This window comes from Aeromonas sp. FDAARGOS 1416 (genome assembly GCF_019048085.1).
Classification (GTDB): domain Bacteria; phylum Pseudomonadota; class Gammaproteobacteria; order Enterobacterales; family Aeromonadaceae; genus Aeromonas; species Aeromonas veronii.
In genome coordinates, this window is record NZ_CP077301.1 from 519,932 (window position 1) to 542,953 (window position 23,022).

Consider the following 23,022-nt stretch of genomic DNA (forward strand, 5'->3'; position numbering starts at 1 on the left):
AACCGAACCGGTAAGGAAACAGGGATCATGACCGAACATGTAAACAGTTACTACGCAGCCAGCGCCAATAAACACGCGCCCTATCCGACATTGACCGAGCAGCTGGAGTGCGATGTCTGCGTCATCGGGGCGGGCTATACCGGCCTCTCCAGCGCGCTGCATCTGGTGGAGAAGGGCTACAGGGTGGTGGTGCTGGAGGCTGCCCGGGTCGGCTTTGGCGCCAGCGGCCGCAACGGCGGTCAGATCGTCAACTCCTACAGCCGCGACATCGACACCATAGAAGCGAACTGCCCGCCGGATCAGGCCAGGCTGCTCGGTTCCATGCTGTTTGAGGGGGGACAGATCATCCGCGAGCGGATCAAGCGCTACAACATCCAGTGCGATCTGCAGGAGGGGGGCGTCTTTGCCGCCGAGACCGAGAAGCAGCTGCACGAGCTCAAGGCGCAGAAGGCGCGCTGGGAGAAGTGGGGCAATGAGCAGCTGGAGCTGCTCGATGCCAAGGGGGTGCGCGAGGTGGTCGCGAGCGATCGCTACGTCGGCGCCCTGCTCGACAAGAGCGGCGGCCATATTCACCCTCTCAATCTGGCGCTGGGGGAGGCGGAAGCGATCCGCATCCAGGGGGGGCAGATCTTCGAACAATCCGCCGTCACCAGCATCACCCCGGGTCAACCAGCACTGGTCAAGACCGCCAAGGGGGCGGTGAAGGCGCGCTTTATCGTGGTGGCCGGCAACGCCTATCTCGGCAATCTGGTGCCCGAGCTCGCCGCCAAGAGCATGCCTTGTGGCACCCAGGTGATCGCCACCGAAGTGCTGGGAGAGGAGCGGGCCCGTTCACTCTTGCCGCAGAACTACTGTCTGGAGGATTGCAACTACTTGCTCGACTACTACCGCACCTCCGGCGATCACCGGTTGATCTATGGCGGCGGCGTGGTCTATGGCGCGCGGGATCCGGCGGATATCGAGCGGCTGATCATCCCCAAGATGCTCAAGACCTTCCCGCAGCTGGCCGACGTCAAGGTGGAGTACACCTGGACCGGCAACTTTCTGCTCACCCTGTCACGGCTGCCGCAGTTTGGTCGCATCGGCCCCAACATCTACTACATGCAGGGCTACAGCGGCCACGGCGTCACCTGCACCCATCTGGCGGGCAAGTTGCTCTCCGAAGTGCTGAGCGGTCAGGCGGAGCGCTTCGATGCCTTTGCCAAACTGCCGCACTACCCCTTCCCGGGTGGCCGCCTGTTCCGCATCCCCTTCACCGCTGCGGGCGCCGCCTGGTACACCCTGCGCGACCGCTTGGGTGTATAAGAGCTGCCCAGCGAGAAATGTGGGCTGGTGGGTGCCGCTTAGATAACGCTGACGCCAGCACCAATACCAGAAACAACAAGGCCACCGCGAGGGTGGCCTTGTTTATCAAGCTGCAGAGCGTTGTTTAGCTGTAGAAGGCTTCAACGGTGCCCTTGAGTTTGATCAGGATGGGCTGACCACGGCGATCCAGCGCTTTGGGGGAGGGGATCTTCACCCAACCTTCGCTGATGCAGTACTCCTCGACATCGGTGCGCTCTTTGCCGTTCAGGCGAATACCGATCGGGTGCTCGAAGCAGGCGGCCACATAGTGAGGGCTGCGTGGATTGCAGGAGAGGTGATCCGGCAGAGCCGGTTTGGTGCTGGTATCGCTCATCGATATAACCCGAAATGAATAAAAAGTGGGTCATTGTAGAGAATGCCGCCATGGCATTCAAGGCGGCCACAAAACAGGCAAAGCGTGCTCGCCATCGCTATGGGCGACCCGCTTATCCTCGTTGCCAATGCATCACCAGCTCGGGGCGACCGCTATGCTCGCACAGCTGCTGCTCACCCTCTTTGAAACCGTTGCGGGAATAGAAGCGCCGCGCCTGCTCATTTTCGGCGTAGACCGTCAACTCGAGCCGGTCATATTGGGCTTTGAGGTGTTCGAGCAGTTGGCGACCCAGCCCGTGTGATTGGTGATCAGGGGAAATAAACAGCGCGGCAACAGAGCCCTGATACCAGGAGATAAAGCCCAGTAGCTGTCCATCCTCCTCATAACCCCAGCTCTGGCTGGCGGGCAGGTAGATATCGCGCATCGCTGCCCGTTGCTCATGCCAAAAGGCTGCGGGAATAAAGTCGTGGGCCTGCACCGATGCCTGATACCAGAGCTCGACGGCGGCATCCAGATCGGTGGCAGATAATGGGCGGATCATAGTGGCCTCGACTGTGAAGAGTGGCCGCACGATATGCCCGATCCATGTCGTGTTATCGGGCATATCGTCTATCGCAGGCTGGCTACTATTTGCGGGTCAGCTTGTCGAGGTAGCCCATGGCGAATGCCGAGAGGACAAAGGTGATGTGGATCAGCAGGTACCACTTGATCTTGTCGTTGGGGAGATTTTCGGCATTCATAAACACCTTGAGCAGGTGAATAGATGAGATGGCGACAATGGAGGCGGCGACCTTGTTTTTCAGGGAGCCGGCATCGAGCTTGCCGAGCCACACCAGTTTGTCGCTCTCATCCCCGACATCGAGGCGCGAGACGAAGTTCTCATAGCCGGAAAACATCACCATCACGATAAGTCCCCCCACCAGGGTGATATCGATCAGCGACAGTGTGACCAGCACCAGATCCACCTCTTTCATCTCCAGTATGTTGGGCAGGATATGGAGGATCTCCTGAAAGAATTTCACTCCCAGTGCCAGCAGTATGAGGCTGAGCCCAAGATAAATGGGGGCCATGATCCAGCGGGATGCGTACATCAATCTTTCAAACATGTTTTCCATAGTGCGATTACAGGTCCATCAAATGGTTAACAAACGAGTCGGCCATAGCTTAACCGAGATGCCTCACATCTCAAGCATCTCGATAGCATATTGCTGAATTGGGTGGTGTCAGGCAGGAGTTTTTAACCCTGGGTAGGGCAGTGCAGCGGGTGGCAGAGGGCCCGTGGTCGGGCCTATCCGGTGTCAGGGCAGATCCAGGGTAAAGCGGGCGCCGCCGAGGGGGGATTCATCGACCCGGATCTGGCCGCCGTAGCTGTGGACGATTTCGGTCACCACCGCCAGACCTATGCCCTGACCGGGTGAACTGTCTGCCCGCACGCCGCGCTGGAAGATCTGCTCCGATTTGGCCGGATCGATTCCCGGGCCATCATCTTCCACTTCGATACGCAGCCGCTCGAGATGGCGGCGCACCGTCACCTTCACTTCGCTGATGGCAAATTTGCAGGCGTTGTCGAGCAGGTTGCCCATCAGCTCCATCAGGTCGCCCTGTTCGCCGTGGAAGAGGGCGTCATCGTCGAACTTGAAGTGGGTTTGCAGCTTCTTGTGGCGATAGACCTTGGTCAGGCTGGCCAGCAGTTTTTCAATCAGCGGCACCGGTTCGGTGCCCTTGCTGGCAAGGCGCTGGCGGCCGGTCACGGCCCGTCTGAGCTGATACTGGATCATCTGATCCATGGTGAGGATCTGCTCGTTGATGTTGTCGTGGATCTCCCGCCCCAGCTTCACTTCGCGGGTGGTGATCTGGATCAGCGCCAGCCGGGTTTTCAGGCTGTGGGCGAGATCGTTGAGGGCGTGCTGGTAGCGCTGGGTCTGCTGGCGTTCGTTTTCCAGCAGCTGGTTGATGGAGTCGGTCAGCGGGGCCAGCTCTCGCTCAAAATCGCTCGAGAGGTCATCGCGCTTGCCGGCCCGGATATCGTCGATCTGACGGGCGATGGTGCGCAGGGAGCTGAGGCTCCAGAAGGTGGTGAGCAGCAGCAGCCCGGCCAGCAGCATATAGGCGAGCAGCGCCTGTTTGGCGGTCTGGTAGAGGTAGGTGCTGGACTCTTCGTGGTAGCGTTTGGCCGAGTCGATCATCACCACATAGTAGGCGGTGGTGCCGCTGCCGGGATTGCGGATAAACCGCAGGCTGTAGACGAAGTAGCTCTCGCCGTTCTTGATGGTGTGCTTCTTGAAGAAGTAGTCGAGATCCATCCCCCCCAGATACTTCATCAGGTCGCCGCAGATGGTCTGTTTGGCCTTGATCACCTCCGGCATATGGAGGCTCGACCAGACCAGATCGCCATCGGCGCGGCAGATCAGGGTATCGAGGTTGCGATCCCCCGCACCACGGGATATCCGCCCCAGCTCGACGTTCGATCCCTTGTCATCCGGTTCGGTGGAGGAAAACAGCTTGGCCAGGTTCTCCTGCATCCGGGCGCTGGCCTTCTGGGTCTGCTCCTCGACGTGACCAAGATAGAGGGCGTAGACGGCAAACCCCATGATCAGCGCGATGACCAGCAGCGAGCTGAGCAGCAGTTTGATGTGCAGTGAGCTGCGGATCATCTTGATGGGGTGCGGCAGATGAAACTGCATCAGTTACAGGAGAGGTTGAAGATGTAACCCTGACGCCGGATGGTGGAGATGGGTTGAATCGTCCCTTCCGGATCCAGCTTCTTGCGCAGGCGGCTCACCATCACCTCGATGGTGTTGGGGTCCCCTTCGCCGTCGCCGTAGAGCTGGTCGAGCAGTTGCTGCTTGGAGACCACCTGACGGGCATTGCGCATCAGGTACTCAAGAATGAGGTATTCAAAGCTGGTGAGCACAGCCACTTCACCGGCGATAGTCAGCTCCTTGCGGGAGAGATCCAGCTCGTAATCACCAGCTTTCACCCTGGGCGAGATAAAACCGGCGCTGCGGCGCACCAGCGCATTGAGTCGGGCCAGCAGCTCATCTTTCTGGAACGGTTTGACCAGATAGTCATCAGCACCTGCTTCCAGTCCTTCGACCTTGTCCTGCCAGTTGCCACGGGCGGTCAGCACAATGATGGGGAAGGGGATCTGCCGTTCACGCAGTTGCCGGATCAGTTGCAGGCCGTCCATATCGGGCAGACCGAGGTCGATGATGGCCACATCAATGGGATAGTCGGCGGCGTAGTGCAGTGCAATCCCGGCCTGGTCGGTGCTGTAGACCTGATTGTCGGCTTCGGTCAGCAGAGAGGAGAGGTGGTGATTGAGCAGCTTGTCGTCTTCGACCAACAGAATTTTCATGATGTGAGCGGTCATAGGGATCCAGGCTGTCAATTAGAAAGTGTATGTCGCTTCGAGTCAATTCGAATCCTAATGCATCCCGGCTGTATCGGGACTGAATCAGCGGGACTTCAGAGTTCGCGCCAACTGGTCGTTTAACCATGGTCCGGGTTGTCGATGGCCTGCTGGTCGGCAGCCATGTTGCGAAAGGTTTGGTGTGATGAGAGAGATGGCCGGGAGGCTGCTGACGCGACTGCAACAGCGTGAGCGCAGCGATCTCCTCTATATTGTCTGGCTCTGCTGGGGGGCCGCCTTGCTGCTCTACGTGCTGGGGTCGCCCTGTTTTTTGTGGCCAGTGGCGCCGATGCCGCTGGTTCTGCTTGTGTGGTTGGTGGAGAGAGTACGGATGTTTGGAAGAAACAAAGGTGGTGCGGCTACTGGGTCGGCGGGGGCCACCGTGATTGCAGCCGGTGCCCGCTTCAAGGGCGAGTTGCAGGTGGAGGGGGATCTGGAGGTGCGCGGTCAGGTCAATGGCACCATCCAGCTCATCGGTGGTGTGCTGCGCATCATGCAGGGCGGTAGCGTTGAGGGGGAGGTGAGTGCGCCCCACGTGATCATCAATGGTCTGCTGGAAGGCACCTGTACCTCCGCTGAGGTGGAGATCCTGGAGAGCGGCAAGATGCAGGGGATCTTCAAGGGGGGCAGTCTCTCCATCTGCAAGGGCGGCAACTTTGTTGGCCAGTCCCAGCCCACCGTGGCCGGCAAGGCCGATCCTGTGTTGCAAGCCTTGTCTGAAAACAGTGCGTCCGGGAGCAAGCAGCCGGAGAGCAAGAGCAATGTGAAAAAGCTGCCGCACGAGCCGAAAGGCAAGCCGACCGAGGAGCTGGCCAAGCAGGCGTGATGCCGTTTGCCAGCGGTGCAGATGACAGTTGTTCAGGAAAACAGAGAGGGGGCCACAATGGCCCCCTCTGCATTTCCCCGTTACCCGTTAGCTGCGGCGTGGCGGCAGCATATTGGTGAGGGTGTTGTCTTTGAGAATATGGTGGTGATAGAGGGCCGCCACCGTGTGCAGGCCGATCAGGGCGTAACCGATATTACCCAGCGTCTCGTGTACCTCCTTGATCAGTCCCTTGAGAGCCGGACTGGGGGAGAGCAGGGCAGGCAGCTCAAGCCCGAAGAAGGGGATTGGTTTGCCCGCGGCGCTCAGCAGCAGCCAGCCAAACAGAGGGGTGAGAATCAGAAAACCGTAGAGGGCGAGGTGGGCCAGTTTTGCCAGCTTGTGCATGACCGGGGAGAGCTCGGGCACGATGCGGGGTGTCGGGTTCATCCAGCGCAGGGCCAGTCTGACAAAGACCAGGGCGAAGATAAGCAGCCCCAGCATAAAGTGCCACTCCTTCATCAGATCCCGGCCAGGGTCCCCTTTGGGGAAAATATCGCGAAATTCGATCAGGGCGTAGACGGCGATCATGGCCCACAGGGTCAGCCAATGCAGCCCGATATTCAGGGTGCCATAACGTTGTTCACTGTTCATCAGCATAGGTTTGTTCCTTCGAAGTGCTGTCACATCCGTGTGGCATCCCCGCACTCAAGTGTGTCGGGGCGAAGCCAGATCCTTTGGCGGCAACAGCCGGGCTACCATGCTTGCCATACATCGATAGTCTGCTGCTGGCATCAGTCAGAGAGGAGATCCCCTCTGCTGTCTGCATGGTATCACTGGCAACCGGGTGGATAGTCTGATCAATGCCACACAATTTACAGGCTCATTAAGCCCCTTGTGACGTGAAGAAGGCGTGAAATAGCATCAGTGATGTCGGCCCGCCCAGGTTCAGGCGGGCTCGATGGCCAGCACCACGCAATCCGGCTCGCTGATGCGAAAACGGACGTTGCAGTCAAACAGCCGCACCCCGTACTCCTTCTCATCGGGTTTGCCCTTCTTGTAAGCGGGGCGCGGATCTTGCGCTAGCACTTCGCTTACCAGCTGGCGCAGCTCGGGGTGGGCTTTGAGCCAGGGTTGCAACTGCTGCTCTGCCTCGGCACTGAAGCTCACCGCCAGCGGCGGCGTGGGGGCGTCGGGGGCAAAACCACCACGGGCATCCGGCAGGCTGTCGGCATAGGGAATATAGGGTTTGATATCGACGATGGGGGTGCCATCGAGCAGATCCACCGCCCCCAGCTCCAGCCACAGCTTGCCCCGCTCGCGACCAATCCCGTGCAGCTCGACCACCGAGAGCCCTAGCGGATTGGGGCGGAAAGTGGAGCGAGTGGCAAAGACGCCGACCCGTTCGTTGCCGCCAAGGCGCGGCGGGCGCACCGTCGGGTGCCAGCCCTGCGCCATGGTCTGGTGAAAGACGAAGCTGAGCCACAGATGGGAGAACTGCTCGATGCCGCGCAGCACATCCGGCTGATCGTAAGGGGGAAGCAGCTCGAGGCGGGCGCGGGCCGATTTGACCAGTCCGGGCTGGCGGGGGATGGCGAACTTCTCCTTGTAGGGAGAGTGGATGATCCCGAGGGTGTCGATTTCGAACTTCATGGCGGATCCTGACTGAAAACCCCGGCAATTTAGCACAGACGGCCCCAAAACGCAGGCTCGGCCTCATTACGCCCTTTTCTGCGGCGCTGCCGTGATCCCTGTCCCATCCCGGCCAGTCGGGGGCTGTGCCCGCACACCAAGTTGCGTAGGGTGGAGGCAACTGGCGTGTCAGGATGAAATGTGCGCACTCGCGCCGAAGGGAGGGAGAGGGATGAAACTGCTGATTATCGGTGGCACCGGCTTTTTGGGGCGCCACCTTACCGCGCTGGCACTGGATTGGGGCCATGAAGTGACTCTGTTCAACCGTGGCCTGCACCAGCATCCGGACTGGCGCGATCTGGTGCAGCTCACCGGCGACAGGGACAAGAGCCTGAGCGCCCTGCAAGGGGCCGGGTTGCAGTGGGATCTCGTCATCGATACCTGCTGCTATCGCCCCGAGCAGGCGGCAAGCCTCTCGGCCGCCTTGCTCGGGCGCTGCGCGCGGCTGATCTTTATCTCCACCATCAGCGTCTATCGCGATTTCTCAATGCCCGGGATGAATGAGTCGGCGCCGCTGCATGCTATCCCCGAAGGTGAAATGCCCACTGACTATGGCCCCCTTAAGGTGTTGTGCGAGCAGGAGTATCGCGCCCGCTGGGGCGAGCGGCTCTGCATCCTGCGCCCGGGCGTGCTGTGCGGCCCCCATGATCCTACCGGGCGCATGGCCTGGTGGATTAAGCGGGTGCAGCAGGGCGGGTCCTGGTTGCTGCCGGGCAGTGGCGAGGATCGCTTGCAGTATCTCGATGTGCGCGACTGTGCCGAGTTTGTGTTGCGTGCGGCCGAGCAGCAGTTGGGGGGCACATTCAACTTGCTCAAATCAGGCATTACCTTGAGTGACTGGCTGGAGCGGCTGAGCGCCCGGTTGCAGCCCGCCCGCCCCATCCAGCCCGAGTGGCTGCCCTGGTCCACCCTGATGGCAGCCGGAATCGAGCCCTGGCAGAGCTATCCCACCCTGCTGCCCTGCGCGCAGGCGGAGTTTGCCGGTTACGGCTCTATAAGCGCCGAGGCGGCCATCGTCCACGGGTTGAATTTCCGGCCGCTGGAAGAGACCGCCGCCGACCTTGCCCACTGGCTGGCCATCGAGCCTGCCGCCGGGGTAGCGGAACATGCCATGACTCAGGCCGAGGAGGCTTTGCTGCGGCAGCAGCTGCTGGAGCCCAGTTTGTAATAAGAGAGAGTGCATCGAGCCGCTGCTGTCGAAAATTGCTGCAATAGCGCGAACATAACGAGAGAGGGCATCCTGCGGGATGCCCTCTCTGTCTATCCATGCCTGATGGTTGCCGAATAGAGGCTGACGCGATTCCCCGTCCCATCGCTGTCGCTCACCGAGTTAGCGGATGGCGGCCCCAGCGGCTACCAGCAGCTCTTTCAAGATGGCGCGATGGCAGCGGGACTCCTGCTCGCAGTAGCAACCCACCGACAGATTGGTGGTGTGGGAGAGGGCGGCCAGCAGCGCCAGATCGTGCCTCGCGGCAGGTTGCGCCATCTCGGCCTTGTACTGTTTGCCAAACGCTGCCCACTGGGCGGGTGTCTCGGCTGCCTGCCCCAGCTTCATGGTCTCGCTGCTGGGGGCCAGATTGGGGAACCAGACATCGTACCAATGCTGGCTGGCAAATTCGCTCTTGGGTACGCCGCGGGGCGGGCGGCGCACCGTGCCGATCCGCAGTCCCTCATCGGGCAGGCGCGGGCTGCCAAGGCGAACGATAGCAAGGGCCATGACAGCGGGTTACTTCTCTTCGGCCACTTTCAGCGCCTGCCCGTAGCAGATCACCTGTTTCAGGCAGCCCGGGGTGTCGCTGAATTCGGCGCATTTGTCGATGGTGACGCCGTTGCCACCCATGTCTGCCGCGCGGCGACGGGCCTGGGTGCGCGCTTCACCGGCGTTGGGCACCGGCTGGTTGGCATCGGCCTGGCAGGATTCACCCTCGATGGTGCCGAGGTAGAGGTAGTTGAGGTCAGCCAGCTCATCCTGTTCATAGATGCGCACGCTACCGGGTTTGAAGTATTCGTCGAAGTTCTCTTTATCCAGATTGCTGTTGAAGGCGTAGTTGGCACAGCCGGAAGCAATCAGGGGCATCATCAGGATCAGGCGTTTCATCGTCTCGTATCTTGTGTCGGTGATGAGGACAGTAGAAATGCGCGGGCGCTCCATGTCGGCATCTTGTTGAATAATGAGGGGGACATTATAGGGGCCAGCCGCCTGCGGCGACCAGCCCCGTTTTGCGCCCTGTTGTCAGGGTGTGACCCCCATCAGCCTGATATCAAACCGGAGCCAGCCGCTGATAGAGGCTGCGGTAGTAATCATCCGCCAGCAGCTCGTCGTGAGGGGCGCAGAGGCGGATCTGTCCCTCTTCCATCAGGGCAATCCGGTCCATCTGCTCCATCCCCAGCAGGCGGTGGGAGATGAGCAGCAAGGTGCGATCTGCCCCGAGCAGGAACAGCAGATCCATGATCTCCCGCTCGGTCTGATTGTCTAGTCCTTCGGTCGGTTCGTCCAGCAGCCAGAGCGGCGCATCGTGCAGCAGGGCGCGGGCGATAGCGATACGGCGACGCTCACCACCGGAGAGGGGGCGACCACCGTCACCCAGCCAGGCGTCGAGGCCCGCCTCATCTTCCAGCAGATTGGCCAGCCCGACCTGGGTCAGCACCGCAATCAGCTGCTCGTCAGTGGCGGTCGGGGCGGCCAGTTTGAGGTTGCCGCGTAGGGTATCGGCAAACAGATGCACCCGCTGGCTCACTACCGAGATGGAGGCGCGCAGTGCCCCTTCGCTGTAGTCGGTGAGCGGCTTGCCATCGAGCAGGATCTTGCCCGCCTGCGGGCTCCACTCCCGGGTCAGCAGCCCCATCAGGGTTGATTTACCGCAGCCGGTCTGGCCCAGCAGCGCCAGCTTTTCACCGGCGTGCAGTTGCAGGGTGCAGCCACGCAGTACCGGCTGGGGGTTGCCCGGGTAGCCAAAATAGAGGTCGTTGATTTGCAGTGCGCCAGCGCTGGCGTGAGTCTGCTCGTCGCCCCACACGGGGGCTTTTGCCTCTTGCAGGATCTCGTTCAAACGACGGGCCGAGGTGAGGCTGGTGGAGAGGTGCTGGAAAGCACCGGCCAGCGGCATCAGTGCCTCGAAGCTGGCCAGGGTGGCAAACACCATCAGCGCGGTAATGGGGTCGGGGGCCGCGCCCGCCACGCCATGACCGGCCAGCCAGAGCATCAGGGTCAGGGTCCAGCCGCTCAGCAGTTGCACCGAGAAGTTGGCCAGCCCGCTCACCTTGGCCATCCGGGCCTGGGCAGTGAGCAGCGCCTGTTCGGCCTGTTGCAGCTCCACCAGCGCCTTGGGGGCGGCTGCAAACATCTGCAGTTCGGCCTGACCATCCAGATAGTCCACCATCCGGGTGCGCAGGGTCGATTTTTCGGCAATCAGCGCCTGACCGGGGCGACGACCGAGGAAGTAGAACACCAGCGGCAGGGCAATCATGCCAAACAGCAGAATGGCACCCAGGGTGAGGGCGAGGCGGCTGTCGAAAAACGACAGGAAGAAGACCAGTCCGGCTGTGCTGAGCAGGGCCGCGCCTATGGGGGTGAGCAGCCGCAGATAGACGTGGTCCATCGCATCGATGTCTGCCACCAGTCGGTTGAGCAGATCCGCCTGACGGAAACCGGCCAGGGTGCCGGTGGAGAGCGGCGAGAGTTTTTGCCAGAACCATACCCGCAACCGGGTCAGCACCCGGAAAGTGGCGTCGTGGCTCACCACCCGCTCACCCCAGCGACCGGCGGTGCGGATGATGGAGAAGAAGCGTACCCCGCCGGCGGGGGTCATGTAGTTAAAGGCATGGGTTGTCGCAACTGTCATCCCCGCCACGGCAGCGGCGGAGAGGAACCAGCCGGAGAGGGAGAGCAGCCCCATGCCGGCGGCCAGGGTCACCAGCGCCAGCAGCAAACCAATGGTGAGGCTGAGCCAATGTTGGCGATAGAGGCGCAGAAACGGCAACAGATCACTCATCGAGAGAACCTCCGGAACGTTGGGAGAGCAGGCGGGCAAAAGGCCCCTGCCCAGAACTAAGTTGCTGGAAGCTGCCTTGCTCCACCAGCTGGCCGTGGGCCAGCACCAGGATCTTGTCCATCTTGGTGAGCTGATCGAGGCGGTGGGTGATCATCAGCAGGGTTTGGCCCGCCATCGCCTGCTCGAGGGTGGTCATGATGGCGCGTTCGGAGTGGCGATCCAGACTGGCGGTTGGTTCGTCTAGCACCATCAGCTGGGTTGATTTGAGCAGGGTTCGCGCCAGTGCTAGACGCTGGGCCTGACCGACCGAGAGGCCACCGGCCTGATCGCCGACCGGATAGTCGAGCCCCTTCTCCATGGCAAATTCCCACGCCTGTGCCCGTTTCAGGGCATCTTCCAGCTCGGCATCGCTGGCCGTTGGCTTGGCCAGCAGCAGGTTGTCGCGCAAGGAGGCGTGGAACAGCTGCGGGTTTTGCGAGAGCCAGCCTAACTGCAGGCGCCACTGGCTCATGTCGAGGGTGGCAAGCTCCTGCCCGTTGACCTTGAGCTCGCCACGATAGGGAGCAAAGCCGAGCAGGGCGTTGACCAGCGAGCTCTTGCCTGCGCCGCTGACGCCGATGAGGGCGGTGCGCGAACCGGCTTCCAAAGTGAAGTCGATGGGGCCGACCAGCACCTTGCCCTCGGCGCTCAGCACTTCAAGTCCTTTGGCTTCTACCTTGACCGGGCTGTCGGCATGGAACGGCGCTGTGCCTGCGGCCGGCTCGCTCACCTCGGCTTCTAGGAATTCCAGCAACTGCTCGGCAGCGCCGATAGCCTGCGCCTTGGCGTGGTAGTGGGCACCCAGTTCCCGCAGCGGGGCGTAGAACTCGGGGGCGAGAAACAGCACGAACAGGCCGGTAAAGAGGGTGACCTTTACCCCATAGCTACCAAAGTTCAGATGGTCGATATAAGAGAAGCCGAAGTAGACAGCGACCAGCGCCACTGAAATGGCGGCGAAGAACTCCAGTACGGCGGTGCTCAAAAAAGCCAGGCGCAGCACCTCCATGGTGCGCTCGCGAAAATCTTCCGAGGCGTCGCGAATGGCGTCACCTTCTGCCTGGGTACGCATAAAGAGTTGCAGGGTACGCAGCCCCTTCAGCCGATCGAGGAAGTGGCCGGAGAGACGGGCCAGCGCCTGAAAGTTGCGGCGGTTGGCATCGGCGGCGCCCACACCCACCAAGATCATAAAGATAGGGATGAGGGGGGCAGTGCCCAGTAGGATCAGGCCCGCCGCCCAGTTGACCGGGAACACGGCCACCAGAATGACCACCGGAATAAAGACGGCGATGGCCATCTGCGGCAGATAACGGGAGAAGAAATCCTGCATGTTTTCAATCTGTTCCAGCAACAGGCTGGCCCAGCTACCGGCCGGACGGCGCTGGATATAGGCAGGGCCGAGACGACTCAAGCGAGTGAGCACCAGCTGGCGGATGGTCTGGCGCACCGCGCTGCCCGCCTTGAAACTGGCCACTTCGCGGCCATAGGCCAGCGCCGCTTTGCCAAGCGTCACCAGCAGCAGGGTAATAAAGAGCGTGATGGATTGCTCAGGCGTTGAGCCTTCGATGATAAAGCCGTGCAACAGGGTCGCCAGCAGCCAGGCTTGCGCCACCATCAGAATGCCCTGGCCAAGGCCAAAAGCGATGGATATCGTGATCCAGCGGCGACCGTGACTCGATTGCTTGCGCAACCAGCCATAGAGACGTTTTTGCGTTTTTTTATCCATTACCACCATCCTCGCGTCGAGTGGCGCAAGACTATCCTTGCCGTTTGGCCTTGGCAACCTTGTAAATTATCTGTGTTGAAAATGTTTGATTGAAAAAGCAACCGTCTGTTCAATCCTTGTCCGAACAGATTGATTTATTGAAAAAAGTGGCAAAGGCGCCATTGCGCTCGGCGGCAAAATGCATATAGTAGGAGCCCTGACGCGGGTGTAGTTCAATGGTAGAACGGTAGCTTCCCAAGCTGCATACGTGGGTTCGATTCCCATCACCCGCTCCAAATTTCAGATGCCAGGCGGGCATCGTATAATGGCTATTACCTCAGCCTTCCAAGCTGATGATGCGGGTTCGATTCCCGCTGCCCGCTCCAGCTTAAAAACAAAAAGCCCACTCCTGCGAGTGGGCTTTTTGTTTTTCATCTGTCTTGTGCGCCGTTCGACGTCACGCTCACCGTTTCTCAGCTTTTAAGGCAAATCGCAGAGACAGAAAAGGCGCCCAAGGCGCCTTTTCAGATCAACAGCGTAGCGGGAGCTTATTCCTGCTCCAGCTCACCACAGAACCGGTAGCCTTCGCCGTGGATGGTGGCGATGATCTCCGGAGTATCGTTGACGCTTTCGAAGTGCTTGCGAATGCGACGGATGGTCACATCGACGGTACGGTCGTGGGGCTTGAGCTCACGGCCGGTCATCTTCTTCAGCAGCTCGGCACGGGTCTGGATCTGGCCCGGGTTTTCGCAGAAGTGCAGCATGGCGCGGAACTCGGAGCGCGGCAGCTTGAACATGTCGCCAGTCGGGCTGACCAGTGCGCGGCTGTTGATATCCAGCGCCCAGCCGTTGAAGAGGTAGCGCTCAACCAGCTTCTTCTCTTCGCCACCGGCAGCCACGTTCATGGTGCGGCTCAGCAGGTTGCGGGCACGGATAGTCAGCTCGCGCGGGTTGAACGGCTTGGTGATGTAATCATCGGCGCCGATCTCCAGACCCAGGATCTTGTCCACTTCGTTGTCACGACCGGTCAGGAACATCAGGGCGATGTTGTCGTTCTCACGCAGCTCACGGGCCAGCAGCAGGCCGTTCTTGCCCGGCAGGTTGATGTCCATGATCACCAGATTGATGGTGTGGGAAGTGAGGGCCTGGTGCATCTCGTCGCCGTTGTTGGCTTCGAGCACGATGTAGCCTTCGGCTTCAAAAATGCTTTTCAGGGTATTGCGTGTGACCAGCTCGTCTTCGACGATCAGAATGTGTGGTGTTTGCATGAGTATTCCCAGATTCTTATCAGTTAATTATCTTAAATTTAACACTCTTTGGCGTTTCAAACCGATTTCCTGACTGATCCTGAAAATTTATTACGTCATCCTGGGTATGAGAGTCAGGTCGGAATATCGCGAATTAGGCATCAGTACCGGCAAGTATCCCTGTGCCACTTATAGGTTCCCGACAAGTCTGGTCGAGTAGAGCCTGGAAAGGTCGTCCATTACGAAAGTGGCCGCATTTTATCAGTTAACAGGAGCATAACAACACTCTTTGCCGTCAGATAGCAACTTTTTAACTCTGATTTGATATAGGTCAAACCCTGGTACAGCAGCATCATACTTGGCCTGAACCGGGTTTTCGCCCCTATAAAATGTAATGGAATGTAACATGTGATTGACATGAATTTGTGGGAAAACTACAAGAAAATCTGCTTTATCGCGCCATTTGAGCCACCAAGCTGGTCTGCCTTTGCCATCATCACAGCCTGGAATCCGGCCAGCCAGTGGGTCACAGAACGACGCAATATGCGGCGGGAACGGGCGCTGTGGCGCCATCTGACTGTGGATTTGCATGTGCCCGTGGTGGGGCCATTTTGGGGATCTGACCCGGACGAACGCTGGCAGGAGTCATCGCTGGCGGTGGCGCTATCCCTGCCACAAGCCTGTCAGCTGGCTGCGCGTTTTGGCCAGAACGCCATCTACTGGGTGGAGGATGGCCAGCTCTGGCTGACACCGGTATTGACGGATAAATCAGCAGTTTGCTTGGGCAATATTGAATCCTTCTGGATTGCCAGAAACCTTGCCTGATGAAAGAATGAACACCTTCATGCATCTGAAAGGAATCAAATCATGCTGGATCTCCTGCCCGACCTCTGCGATCAACATGGCGACTTGCTGCAAGTGGCCGACCCGGTGTTTCAGGATTTTGGCGGCAAGGCCCTCTTTTATGGTCGCGCCGTAACGCTCTCCTGTTATGAAGACAACAGTCTGGTGCGGGATCTGGTGACCCGCCCCGGTCACGGCAAGGTGATGGTGATCGACGGCGGCGGCTCGCTGCGCCGTGCGCTGCTGGGTGATCAACTGGCGGTCAAGGCGGTGGAGCAGGGGTGGGAGGGTATCCTGATCCACGGCGCGGCCCGAGATGTGGGCACCCTGGCGACATTGGCACTCGGGGTCAAGGCGCTGGCGGCCTGTCCGGTCAAGACCGAGAAGCGGGGATTGGGAGAGCTGGGGGCGGTGGTCAGCTTTGCCGGTGTGACCATCCACGAAGGGGATTACGTCTATGCGGATCGCAACGGCGTGGTAGTGAGTGCCACGCCGCTGATCTGATTCAGAAGTTGAAACCGACCCCCAGGCTCAGCGCCTGATCGGCAGTGATGGCGCTGACGCCGTAGTTGGCGGTGAGAGAGAGTCTGGGTGTCAGCAGCAGGCTGGAGTTGAGCTCCAGCAGGGTGCTGGCCTTGTTGAGATCGAGATGCTTGATCTGGCTGCCGATATTGAATGCCGGAGAGAGCTGGTAGCGTACACCGGAGCTCATATTGAAACCTGATTGGCGGTTCTGATCCGCCACCGCCGGGCCCGCTTCCATAAAGAGGGTCACATCATCCACCACCGGATATTGATAGCCGCTATTGACCAGCCAGAGATCAAAACTGTCGCTGTGATGGCTATGGCCATTGAGCAACACACCCGAGTAACTTTTGACATAGAGAGACGGGTTGGATTGCGGCTGAACCACTGCCCAATCGGCGGCCTGTGCGGCCATGCTGGCGCAGGTTGCAAGCAGTGTGATGATGAGTGATTTGACCATTCGTTTCCCCTCCCTGGGTCCGGAACTGAGCCTAAGCATGGCACATGCCAGCTGGTAGTAAAGTGAAGGGAGATCACAATAAAATCCTTTGGCATGGGCGTCAGCCATGATAAACAGGCTGCCGTATTGATGGCTCTAATCATTAAGAGGTGAATCCATGAACAAGAAACTGACTCTGCTGGCCGCGCTGGCACTGGGAGGCTGCGCAATGGCAACGGGTTCCAGCATGGCTCAACTGCAAGCATCCAGCTGGCAGCTGCAAGGCGCCACCGGCGATACCTTCACCCTGCAAGTGGTCGACGGCAAGGTGGCGGGCAAGGGCGGCTGCAACCGCTATTTTGGCGGCATCACCAAGCAGGGTGACGGTGTCTTGACGCTGGGCGCCATGGGCTCCACTCGCATGATGTGCATCGGCGACGCCATGAACAAAGAGACCGAGTTCCTGCAAAAGCTGGAGAAGGTGGCAACCTACTCCATCAACGGCAACCAGCTGACTCTGAGCGATGCCAACAAGGCGGCCCTGCTCACCTTCAACGCTGTGCCAGCTGCCAAATAAGGCACGCGTTCGTCTGATTGCACCGACAGCTCTGACTGTCTGATACACGCCCTCCCTCTGGAGGGCGTCTGTTTATCTGCGACGAGCCCTGTGTGCTCGTCCGCAACGGTTGTTCACTCGTCGATTCCCCTTTTTGCTCGGTTTGATGTCAGAACCTCGTATCTTCGCTTCGGTACGTATCTTGATCATTTCAATAGTTCTTGTATAGTTGAAATTAAAGGTTACACCAAGGGGAGTAAAGATGAACAAAGAGATGGCCACCAAGGTCTTTGAATCGCTGGCATCCGGCATCCGGCTCGATGTATGGCGGCTGCTGGTGAAGGCCGGGCTGGAGGGGCGGGTCGCCGGTGAACTGGCCAGCGAGCTCGATATTGCCCCCAATACCCTCTCGTTTCACCTCAAGGCGATGCTCAACACCGGTCTGCTGTCGGTGGAGCAGGAGGGGCGCTTTCTGCGCTACCGCGCCAATATTCCCCTGATGCTGGATGTGATCGCCTACCTCACCGAGGAGTGCTGCGCCGGTCATCCCGAGGCGTGCGGCGTGATGCGTGCCGAGTCAGCCTGCTCCCCCCATGTTCTGCCTGCGCAGCCCTGCTGCAACAAGGAGTAATGGCATGTCCTCCATTCAGATTTTTGATCCCGCCCTCTGCTGCTCCAGCGGTGTCTGCGGTACCGAGGTTGATCAGGCACTGGTCACCTTCGCAGCCGACCTTGCCTGGGCCAAGGAGCAGGGAGTTGTCATCGAGCGTTTCAATCTGGCCCAGCAGCCGATGCAGTTTGCCGAGACGCCTGCCGTCAGCGCTTTTCTGACCCACGCCGGGGAGGAGGGGTTGCCGCTGGTGCTGGTGGAGGGACAGGTGGTGTTGACCGGCCGTTATCCGAGCCGCAGCGAGCTGGCTCGTTATGCCGGGCTGCCTGCGCCACAAGCGGCCATCAAGGGGATCGTCAAGGGCGGCTGCTGCTCTGGCAGCGGTTGCTGCTGAGTCGTGACGCACCATTCGGGAGAGGCTATGTACCATTTTCTGACCAATCCACCGCCGTTTCTCTTCTTCACCGGCAAGGGCGGGGTGGGCAAGACCTCGCTGGCTTGCGCCAGTGCGGTAGCGCTGTGTGATATTGGCAAGCGGGTGCTGCTGGTGAGCACCGACCCTGCCTCCAACGTGGGGCAGGTGTTTGCCACCGAGATCGGCAATCGCGTCACCACCATCGCCGCTGTGTCCGGTTTGTCGGCGCTGGAGATAGATCCCCCCGCGGCGGCCAAAGCTTATCGGGAGCGGATTGTCGGGCCGGTGCGCGGCAAGTTGCCCGAGAGCGTGGTGCGCAGCATCGAGGAGCAGCTCTCCGGCGCCTGCACCACCGAGATCGCCGCCTTTGACGAGTTCACCGCCCTGCTGACCGACCAAACACTGCTGGCCGAGTATGACCATATCGTCTTTGATACGGCCCCAACCGGTCACACCATCCGGCTGCTGCAACTGCCGGGCGCCTGGAGCGAATTTCTGGAGCAGGGCAAGGGGGATGCCTCCTGCCTTGGTCCGCTGGCGGGGCTGGAGAAGCAGCGCAGCCAGTATGCCGACGCGGTCGCCGCGCTGGCAGATGCTGCCCGCACCCGTCTGGTGCTGGTGGCGCGGGCCCAGCAATCCACTCTGCGGGAAGTGGCTCGCACCCACGAGGAGCTGGCCGCCATCGGCTTGTTGAACCAGCAACTGGTGATCAATGGCCTCTTCCCCGAGGGGGCTATTGCCGGAGATCCGCTGGCAATGGCGCTCTGGCAGCGCGAGCAACAGGCTCTCGCCCAGATGCCGCAGGGGATAAAGGGGCTGGCGCAGGATCATATCCCGCTGCTGGCCACCAATCTGGTGGGGCTCGACAGTTTGCGTCTGCTGCTGCAATCAGAGGGAACAGCCGCTAAATCCCCGACAGCACCGTCCACTGTCAAGCAAGCCCAGCCTGAGTTGAGTTCGCTGGTGGACGAGCTGGCCGGCGACGGTCACGGCCTCATTATGCTGATGGGCAAGGGCGGGGTGGGCAAAACCACGCTGGCGGCCGCCGTGGCGGTGGAGCTGGCGAGCCGCGGCCTGCCGGTGCACCTCACCACCTCGGATCCCGCCGCGCACCTGAGCGAGACGCTGGCAGGTAGCCTGCATCATCTGGAGGTGAGCCGCATCGACCCCCACGCCGAGACCGAGCGTTACCGCGCCCAGGTGCTGGCCACCAAGGGGGCGGCCCTGGACGAGCAGGGGCGAGCACTGCTGGAGGAGGATTTGCGCTCCCCTTGTACCGAGGAGATTGTCGTGTTTCAGGCCTTCTCGCGCATCATTCGCGAGGCGGGCAAGCGATTCGTGGTGATGGATACCGCCCCAACCGGCCACACCCTGCTGCTGCTGGACGCCACCGGCGCCTACCACAGGGAGATCGCTCGCCAGATGGGAAACAAGGGGCTGCACTTCACCACCCCCATGATGCAGTTGCAGGATCCCAAGCAGACCAAGGTACTGATTGTGACGTTGCCCGAGCCGACGCCGGTACAGGAGGCGGCCAATCTGCAGGCCGATCTGCGCCGGGCTGGTATCGAGCCCTGGGGCTGGCTTATCAACCACAGCTTGCAGCAAGCCGCGGTCAGCTCACCGCTGCTGCAACTGCGGGCCGAGCGCCAGTTGCCCCATATCGAGGCGGTCGAGCAGCAACATGCCAGCCGCTACGCCGTGGTGCCGCTGCTCGCCGAGGAGCCGGTGGGGCCCGATGCCCTGCGCCGTCTCTGCCAGCACCATTGAGTCGCCGCCCCGGCCTGCTGCCGGGGCGGCTTGAATATGCCGTTACTTGTTATAAACCCGTGTTTTTAACCAATAGAAGATGCGAAATTGCGCCGCATCGGGAGCTGTGATGTCTGCAACATGTGATGCCAAGGCCGTGCCTGCCATCGGCTTTTTTGAACGTTATCTGACCGCCTGGGTCGCCCTCTGCATTCTGGTGGGGATTGGCCTCGGGCAGGGGTTGCCGGATCTCTTTAAGGCGATCGGTGCCATGGAGGTGGCCAAGGTCAACCTGCCGGTGGGGCTGCTGATCTGGGTGATGATCATCCCCATGCTGCTCAAGATCGACTTTGGCGCCCTGCATCAGGTGAAGGGCCACATGAAGGGGATTGGGGTCACCCTCTTTATCAACTGGCTGGTCAAACCCTTCTCCATGGCCTTCCTCGGCTGGCTGTTTATCCGCGTGCTGTTTGCCGACTGGCTGCCGGCAGATCAACTCGACAGCTATGTGGCGGGGCTGATCCTGCTGGCGGCGGCACCCTGCACCGCCATGGTGTTTGTCTGGAGTCGCCTGACCAACGGCGATCCCTACTTCACCCTGTCGCAGGTGGCGGTGAACGACCTCATCATGGTGTTTGCTTTCGCCCCGCTGGTGGCGTTGCTGCTCGGGGTCTCCAGCATCATAGTGCCGTGGGATACCCTGCTCACTTCAGTGGTGCTCTATATCGTCATTCCGGTGATCATTGCCCAACTGTTGCGCAAGGCTTTGCTGAAAAAGGGAGAGGCCCATTTTGACGGCGTTATGACCCGCATCCAGCCCTGGTCGGTGGCGGCCCTGCTGCTCACTCTGGTGCTGCTGTTTGCCTTTCAGGGCAACGCCATCATTGAGCAGCCGCTGGTTATCGCCCTGTTGGCGGTGCCCATCCTGATCCAGGTGATGTTCAACTCAGGGCTCGCCTACTGGCTCAACCGCAAGGTGGGGGAGAAGCACTCGGTCGCCTGTCCTTCCGCTCTGATCGGTGCCTCCAACTTCTTCGAGCTGGCGGTGGCCGCCGCCATCAGCCTGTTCGGTTTTCACTCCGGCGCGGCGCTCGCCACCGTAGTCGGGGTGCTGATCGAGGTGCCGGTCATGCTGCTGGTGGTGCGGGTGGTTAACGCCAGCAAACCCTGGTACGAAGCAGGGCTGAGCCGCTAACTGATGGCCGCTAACAGCTGGCCGCGAACTGATGCTATCCATTTTCTATTCACTTGATTAATGAGAGACACGCAAATGAGTGCAATCACCATCTATCACAACCCGGAATGTGGTACCTCCCGCAATACCCTGGAGCTGATCCGTAACAGCGGCGTGGAGCCCACTGTCATCCACTATCTGGAGACGCCACCCTCCCGTGACCAGCTGGTGGCGCTGATCGCCGCCATGGACATGCCGGTGCGCGATCTGCTGCGCAAGAACGTGCCGCCCTACGAGGCGCTCGGGCTGGCGGAAGATCGTTTCAGCGATGATGAGCTGGTCGATGCCATGCTGGCCCACCCCATCCTCATCAACCGGCCCATCGTGGTCACGCCCATCGGCACCAAGCTGTGCCGCCCATCCGAGGTGGTGCTCGATATACTGCCCGATCAGCAAAAAGGGGCCTTCGCCAAGGAGGATGGCGAGCAGGTGGTGGATGCGAGCGGCAAGCGCCTCAAGTAATCATCTGAGTACTCAAGTACGGATTGAAACAGGGCCAGCTTCACGCTGGCCCTGTTTCGTTGTGTGAACAAGTTGAAAAAGTTATTCCGGCCAATCGTTTTACCGCTTTTTCTGTGACGATGATCACTGTACCATCGCCGCCCGACCTGCCACCCGGCCGCATCTCCCCCTGCGACGGCACTGGCGTCACCCGATACATGCTGTCACCCGGAACGTGAATGACCCCAGGATGGGACCCGCCACTAACCTGTAGGTTTGTGGTCTGCGTGTCGCGTGGGTCGGCACTTCTCCCGCCGGATCGCCCGCGACGCCTGTCTGCAGACTTGCCATATGAAACTCCTCTCTTCATAGGTGCAAGATGACACTGTTATTGAGTCTGGTCGGTATGCTGGCCCTGATGTTTATCGCCTGGCTGGCGAGTGAAAACCGCCGAGCCATCCGCTGGCGAACCGTGCTGGGTGCGCTCGCCCTGCAAACCGGTTTTGCTGCCCTGGTGCTCTATTTCCCCCCCGGACAAATCATGCTCGGTGCCATGAGCAATGGCGTCTCCGCCCTGCTCGGCTTCGCCGACAGCGGCATTCGTTTCGTGTTTGGCGATCTGGCCAGCAACGGCTTTATCTTCGCCGTGCGGGTGCTGCCGCTGGTGATCTTTATCAGCGCGCTGATCGCCGTGCTCTACCACTTCGGCATCATGCAGTGGGTGATCCGGGTGCTGGGCGGCGCCGTGCACCGCCTGCTCGGCACCAGCCGCGCCGAATCCCTGGTGGCCACCGGTAACATCTTCCTGTCGCAAGGGGAGTCGCCGCTGCTTATTCGCCCCTTCCTCGCCGGTATGACCCGCTCCGAGCTCTTTGCGGTGATGACCTGCGGCATGGCCTCGGTGGCGGGCTCGGTACTGGGCGGTTACGCCGGTCTGGGTGTGGATCTGAAATACCTGATTGCCGCCTCCTTTATGGCGGCGCCCGGTGGCCTGCTGATGGCCAAACTGCTGGTGCCGGAGCAGCAGCAGGTGAGCGATCAGACCGAGATCACCCTCGACAAGAGCGACTACAGCAACGCCATTGACGCACTGGCGGGCGGCGCCATGGGCGGCATGAAGATCGCGGTGGCCATCGGCACCATCCTGCTCGCCTTTGTCAGCGTCATCACCATGATCAACGCTGGTCTCACCACTGTCGGCGAGTGGTTCGGCTGGGCCGATCTCTCCCTGCAGCAGTTGCTGGGCTATCTGTTTGCTCCGGTGGCCTGGCTGATTGGCGTGCCCGCCAGCGAGATGATGGCGGCAGGATCGCTTATTGGTCAGAAGGTGATCATGAACGAGTTTGTCGCCTATCTGGACTTTGCCAATATCAAGGCTGACCTGAGTGCCCATACCCAGATCATCATCACCTTCGCCCTCTGCGGTTTTGCCAACCTGGGCTCCATTGCAGTGCAGCTTGGCTCCATCGGCACCATGGCGCCGGAGCGCCGTCACGATGTGGCCAATATGGGCTTCAAGGCGGTGCTGGCGGCGACCCTCGCCAACCTGATGAGCGCCACCCTGGCTGGGATCTTTGTCTCCCTCTGATGAGATAAAACGAGGCTGCGCCAGTAAAAAAAGCGCCCGCCCCATCTGGGGCGGGCGC

General features: G+C 60.4%; 25 protein-coding genes and 2 tRNA genes. 14 read left to right on the top strand and 13 right to left on the bottom strand.

What is annotated here, in order from left to right; translation table 11 throughout:
* The first annotated feature begins 27 nt into the window (after positions 1-27).
* A complete protein-coding gene (locus I6L46_RS02380; RefSeq protein WP_216977286.1) occupies positions 28-1,305 on the top strand; it encodes an FAD-binding oxidoreductase in 1,278 nt (425 codons plus the stop codon).
* Between the two features lie 124 nt (positions 1,306-1,429).
* On the opposite strand, the gene I6L46_RS02385 is transcribed toward I6L46_RS02380, so the two are convergent.
* The 5 genes from I6L46_RS02385 to I6L46_RS02405 all read right to left on the bottom strand — a co-directional run bounded on the left by I6L46_RS02385 (position 1,430) and on the right by I6L46_RS02405 (position 5,036).
* The gene (locus I6L46_RS02385) at positions 1,430-1,678 is read right to left on the bottom strand and encodes a DUF3297 family protein (protein WP_005338226.1); all 249 of its coding nucleotides are present in this window, start codon (positions 1,676-1,678) and stop codon (positions 1,430-1,432) included.
* Positions 1,679-1,790: 112 nt separating this feature from the next.
* Complete coding sequence (locus I6L46_RS02390; RefSeq protein WP_158112885.1) at positions 1,791-2,219, bottom strand: N-acetyltransferase; 429 nt, start codon at positions 2,217-2,219, stop codon at positions 1,791-1,793.
* Between the two features lie 85 nt (positions 2,220-2,304).
* Positions 2,305-2,793: a TIGR00645 family protein gene (locus I6L46_RS02395; RefSeq protein WP_040065876.1), complete on the bottom strand. Its 489-nt coding sequence runs from the start codon at positions 2,791-2,793 to the stop codon at positions 2,305-2,307.
* Positions 2,794-2,976: 183 nt separating this feature from the next.
* Positions 2,977-4,362 carry an ATP-binding protein gene (locus I6L46_RS02400; RefSeq protein ID WP_216977287.1) on the bottom strand — a complete coding sequence of 462 codons (1,386 nt, stop codon included), beginning with the start codon at positions 4,360-4,362 and terminating at the stop codon, positions 2,977-2,979.
* Positions 4,362-5,036, bottom strand: coding sequence for a response regulator transcription factor (locus tag I6L46_RS02405; protein WP_041201856.1), 675 nt, complete (start codon positions 5,034-5,036; stop codon positions 4,362-4,364). The genes I6L46_RS02400 and I6L46_RS02405 overlap by 1 nt, the downstream gene beginning before the upstream one ends.
* A 199-nt stretch (positions 5,037-5,235) precedes the next feature.
* Between I6L46_RS02405 and I6L46_RS02410 the strand changes: the two genes are divergently transcribed.
* Positions 5,236-5,916, top strand: a complete 681-nt coding sequence (locus I6L46_RS02410; RefSeq protein ID WP_216977288.1) for a polymer-forming cytoskeletal protein — start codon at positions 5,236-5,238, stop codon at positions 5,914-5,916.
* An 87-nt stretch (positions 5,917-6,003) separates the two neighbouring features.
* On the opposite strand, the gene I6L46_RS02415 is transcribed toward I6L46_RS02410, so the two are convergent.
* Both I6L46_RS02415 and tsaA read right to left on the bottom strand, forming a co-directional pair.
* On the bottom strand, positions 6,004-6,552 hold the full coding sequence (locus I6L46_RS02415; protein ID WP_216977289.1) for a cytochrome b: 549 nt from the start codon (positions 6,550-6,552) through the stop codon (positions 6,004-6,006).
* A 288-nt stretch (positions 6,553-6,840) separates the two neighbouring features.
* Positions 6,841-7,545, bottom strand: coding sequence for a tRNA (N6-threonylcarbamoyladenosine(37)-N6)-methyltransferase TrmO (gene tsaA / locus I6L46_RS02420; protein ID WP_139428836.1), 705 nt, complete (start codon positions 7,543-7,545; stop codon positions 6,841-6,843).
* Between the two features lie 211 nt (positions 7,546-7,756).
* On the opposite strand from tsaA, the gene I6L46_RS02425 reads away from it, so the two are divergent.
* Positions 7,757-8,752: an NAD-dependent epimerase/dehydratase family protein gene (locus I6L46_RS02425; protein ID WP_216977290.1), complete on the top strand. Its 996-nt coding sequence runs from the start codon at positions 7,757-7,759 to the stop codon at positions 8,750-8,752.
* Positions 8,753-8,914: 162 nt separating this feature from the next.
* On the opposite strand, the gene I6L46_RS02430 is transcribed toward I6L46_RS02425, so the two are convergent.
* The 4 genes from I6L46_RS02430 to cydD all read right to left on the bottom strand — a co-directional run bounded on the left by I6L46_RS02430 (position 8,915) and on the right by cydD (position 13,338).
* Positions 8,915-9,301, bottom strand: coding sequence for a DUF488 domain-containing protein (locus tag I6L46_RS02430; RefSeq protein WP_058057756.1), 387 nt, complete (start codon positions 9,299-9,301; stop codon positions 8,915-8,917).
* A gap of 9 nt (positions 9,302-9,310) precedes the next feature.
* Positions 9,311-9,682: an Rcs stress response system protein RcsF gene (gene rcsF / locus I6L46_RS02435; protein WP_101529794.1), complete on the bottom strand. Its 372-nt coding sequence runs from the start codon at positions 9,680-9,682 to the stop codon at positions 9,311-9,313.
* A gap of 163 nt (positions 9,683-9,845) precedes the next feature.
* Positions 9,846-11,576, bottom strand: coding sequence for a cysteine/glutathione ABC transporter ATP-binding protein/permease CydC (gene cydC / locus I6L46_RS02440; RefSeq protein ID WP_216977291.1), 1,731 nt, complete (start codon positions 11,574-11,576; stop codon positions 9,846-9,848).
* On the bottom strand, positions 11,569-13,338 hold the full coding sequence (gene cydD, locus I6L46_RS02445; RefSeq protein ID WP_216977292.1) for a cysteine/glutathione ABC transporter permease/ATP-binding protein CydD: 1,770 nt from the start codon (positions 13,336-13,338) through the stop codon (positions 11,569-11,571). Before cydD ends, cydC begins: the two co-directional genes overlap by 8 nt.
* A 201-nt stretch (positions 13,339-13,539) precedes the next feature.
* On the opposite strand from cydD, the gene I6L46_RS02450 reads away from it, so the two are divergent.
* Positions 13,540-13,613 (top strand) — tRNA-Gly (locus tag I6L46_RS02450).
* A gap of 15 nt (positions 13,614-13,628) precedes the next feature.
* A tRNA-Gly gene (locus I6L46_RS02455) sits at positions 13,629-13,703 on the top strand.
* 162 nt (positions 13,704-13,865) lie between these two features.
* Here the strand turns inward: I6L46_RS02455 and arcA are convergent.
* Positions 13,866-14,585 carry a two-component system response regulator ArcA gene (arcA, locus tag I6L46_RS02460; protein ID WP_005338193.1) on the bottom strand — a complete coding sequence of 240 codons (720 nt, stop codon included), beginning with the start codon at positions 14,583-14,585 and terminating at the stop codon, positions 13,866-13,868.
* Between the two features lie 396 nt (positions 14,586-14,981).
* On the opposite strand from arcA, the gene I6L46_RS02465 reads away from it, so the two are divergent.
* Entirely contained in the window at positions 14,982-15,389 is a 408-nt protein-coding gene (locus I6L46_RS02465) for a DUF3293 domain-containing protein (protein ID WP_216977293.1), read from the top strand.
* Positions 15,390-15,431: 42 nt separating this feature from the next.
* Entirely contained in the window at positions 15,432-15,911 is a 480-nt protein-coding gene (locus I6L46_RS02470; protein ID WP_005338188.1) for a putative 4-hydroxy-4-methyl-2-oxoglutarate aldolase, read from the top strand.
* Position 15,912: 1 nt separating this feature from the next.
* Here I6L46_RS02470 and I6L46_RS02475 read toward each other — a convergent pair whose 3' ends face one another.
* On the bottom strand, positions 15,913-16,392 hold the full coding sequence (locus I6L46_RS02475) for a hypothetical protein (protein WP_120415110.1): 480 nt from the start codon (positions 16,390-16,392) through the stop codon (positions 15,913-15,915).
* A 157-nt stretch (positions 16,393-16,549) separates the two neighbouring features.
* On the opposite strand from I6L46_RS02475, the gene I6L46_RS02480 reads away from it, so the two are divergent.
* From I6L46_RS02480 to I6L46_RS02510, 7 genes are all read left to right on the top strand, one after another.
* Entirely contained in the window at positions 16,550-16,948 is a 399-nt protein-coding gene (locus tag I6L46_RS02480) for an META domain-containing protein (RefSeq protein WP_005359119.1), read from the top strand.
* 241 nt (positions 16,949-17,189) lie between these two features.
* Positions 17,190-17,558 (top strand): helix-turn-helix transcriptional regulator, encoded by a 369-nt coding sequence (locus I6L46_RS02485; RefSeq protein WP_005338181.1) that lies wholly within the window; start codon positions 17,190-17,192, stop codon positions 17,556-17,558.
* 4 nt (positions 17,559-17,562) lie between these two features.
* Positions 17,563-17,931, top strand: a complete 369-nt coding sequence (gene arsD / locus I6L46_RS02490; RefSeq protein WP_123173497.1) for an arsenite efflux transporter metallochaperone ArsD — start codon at positions 17,563-17,565, stop codon at positions 17,929-17,931.
* Positions 17,932-17,958: 27 nt separating this feature from the next.
* Positions 17,959-19,722, top strand: a complete 1,764-nt coding sequence (gene arsA / locus I6L46_RS02495; protein WP_216977294.1) for an arsenical pump-driving ATPase — start codon at positions 17,959-17,961, stop codon at positions 19,720-19,722.
* Positions 19,723-19,831: 109 nt separating this feature from the next.
* Positions 19,832-20,896, top strand: a complete 1,065-nt coding sequence (gene arsB / locus I6L46_RS02500; RefSeq protein ID WP_123173495.1) for an ACR3 family arsenite efflux transporter — start codon at positions 19,832-19,834, stop codon at positions 20,894-20,896.
* A 75-nt stretch (positions 20,897-20,971) separates the two neighbouring features.
* On the top strand, positions 20,972-21,397 hold the full coding sequence (arsC, locus tag I6L46_RS02505) for a glutaredoxin-dependent arsenate reductase (RefSeq protein WP_216977295.1): 426 nt from the start codon (positions 20,972-20,974) through the stop codon (positions 21,395-21,397).
* Positions 21,398-21,755: 358 nt separating this feature from the next.
* Positions 21,756-22,964, top strand: a complete 1,209-nt coding sequence (locus tag I6L46_RS02510; protein WP_110302751.1) for a NupC/NupG family nucleoside CNT transporter — start codon at positions 21,756-21,758, stop codon at positions 22,962-22,964.
* Positions 22,965-23,022 lie beyond the last annotated feature (58 nt).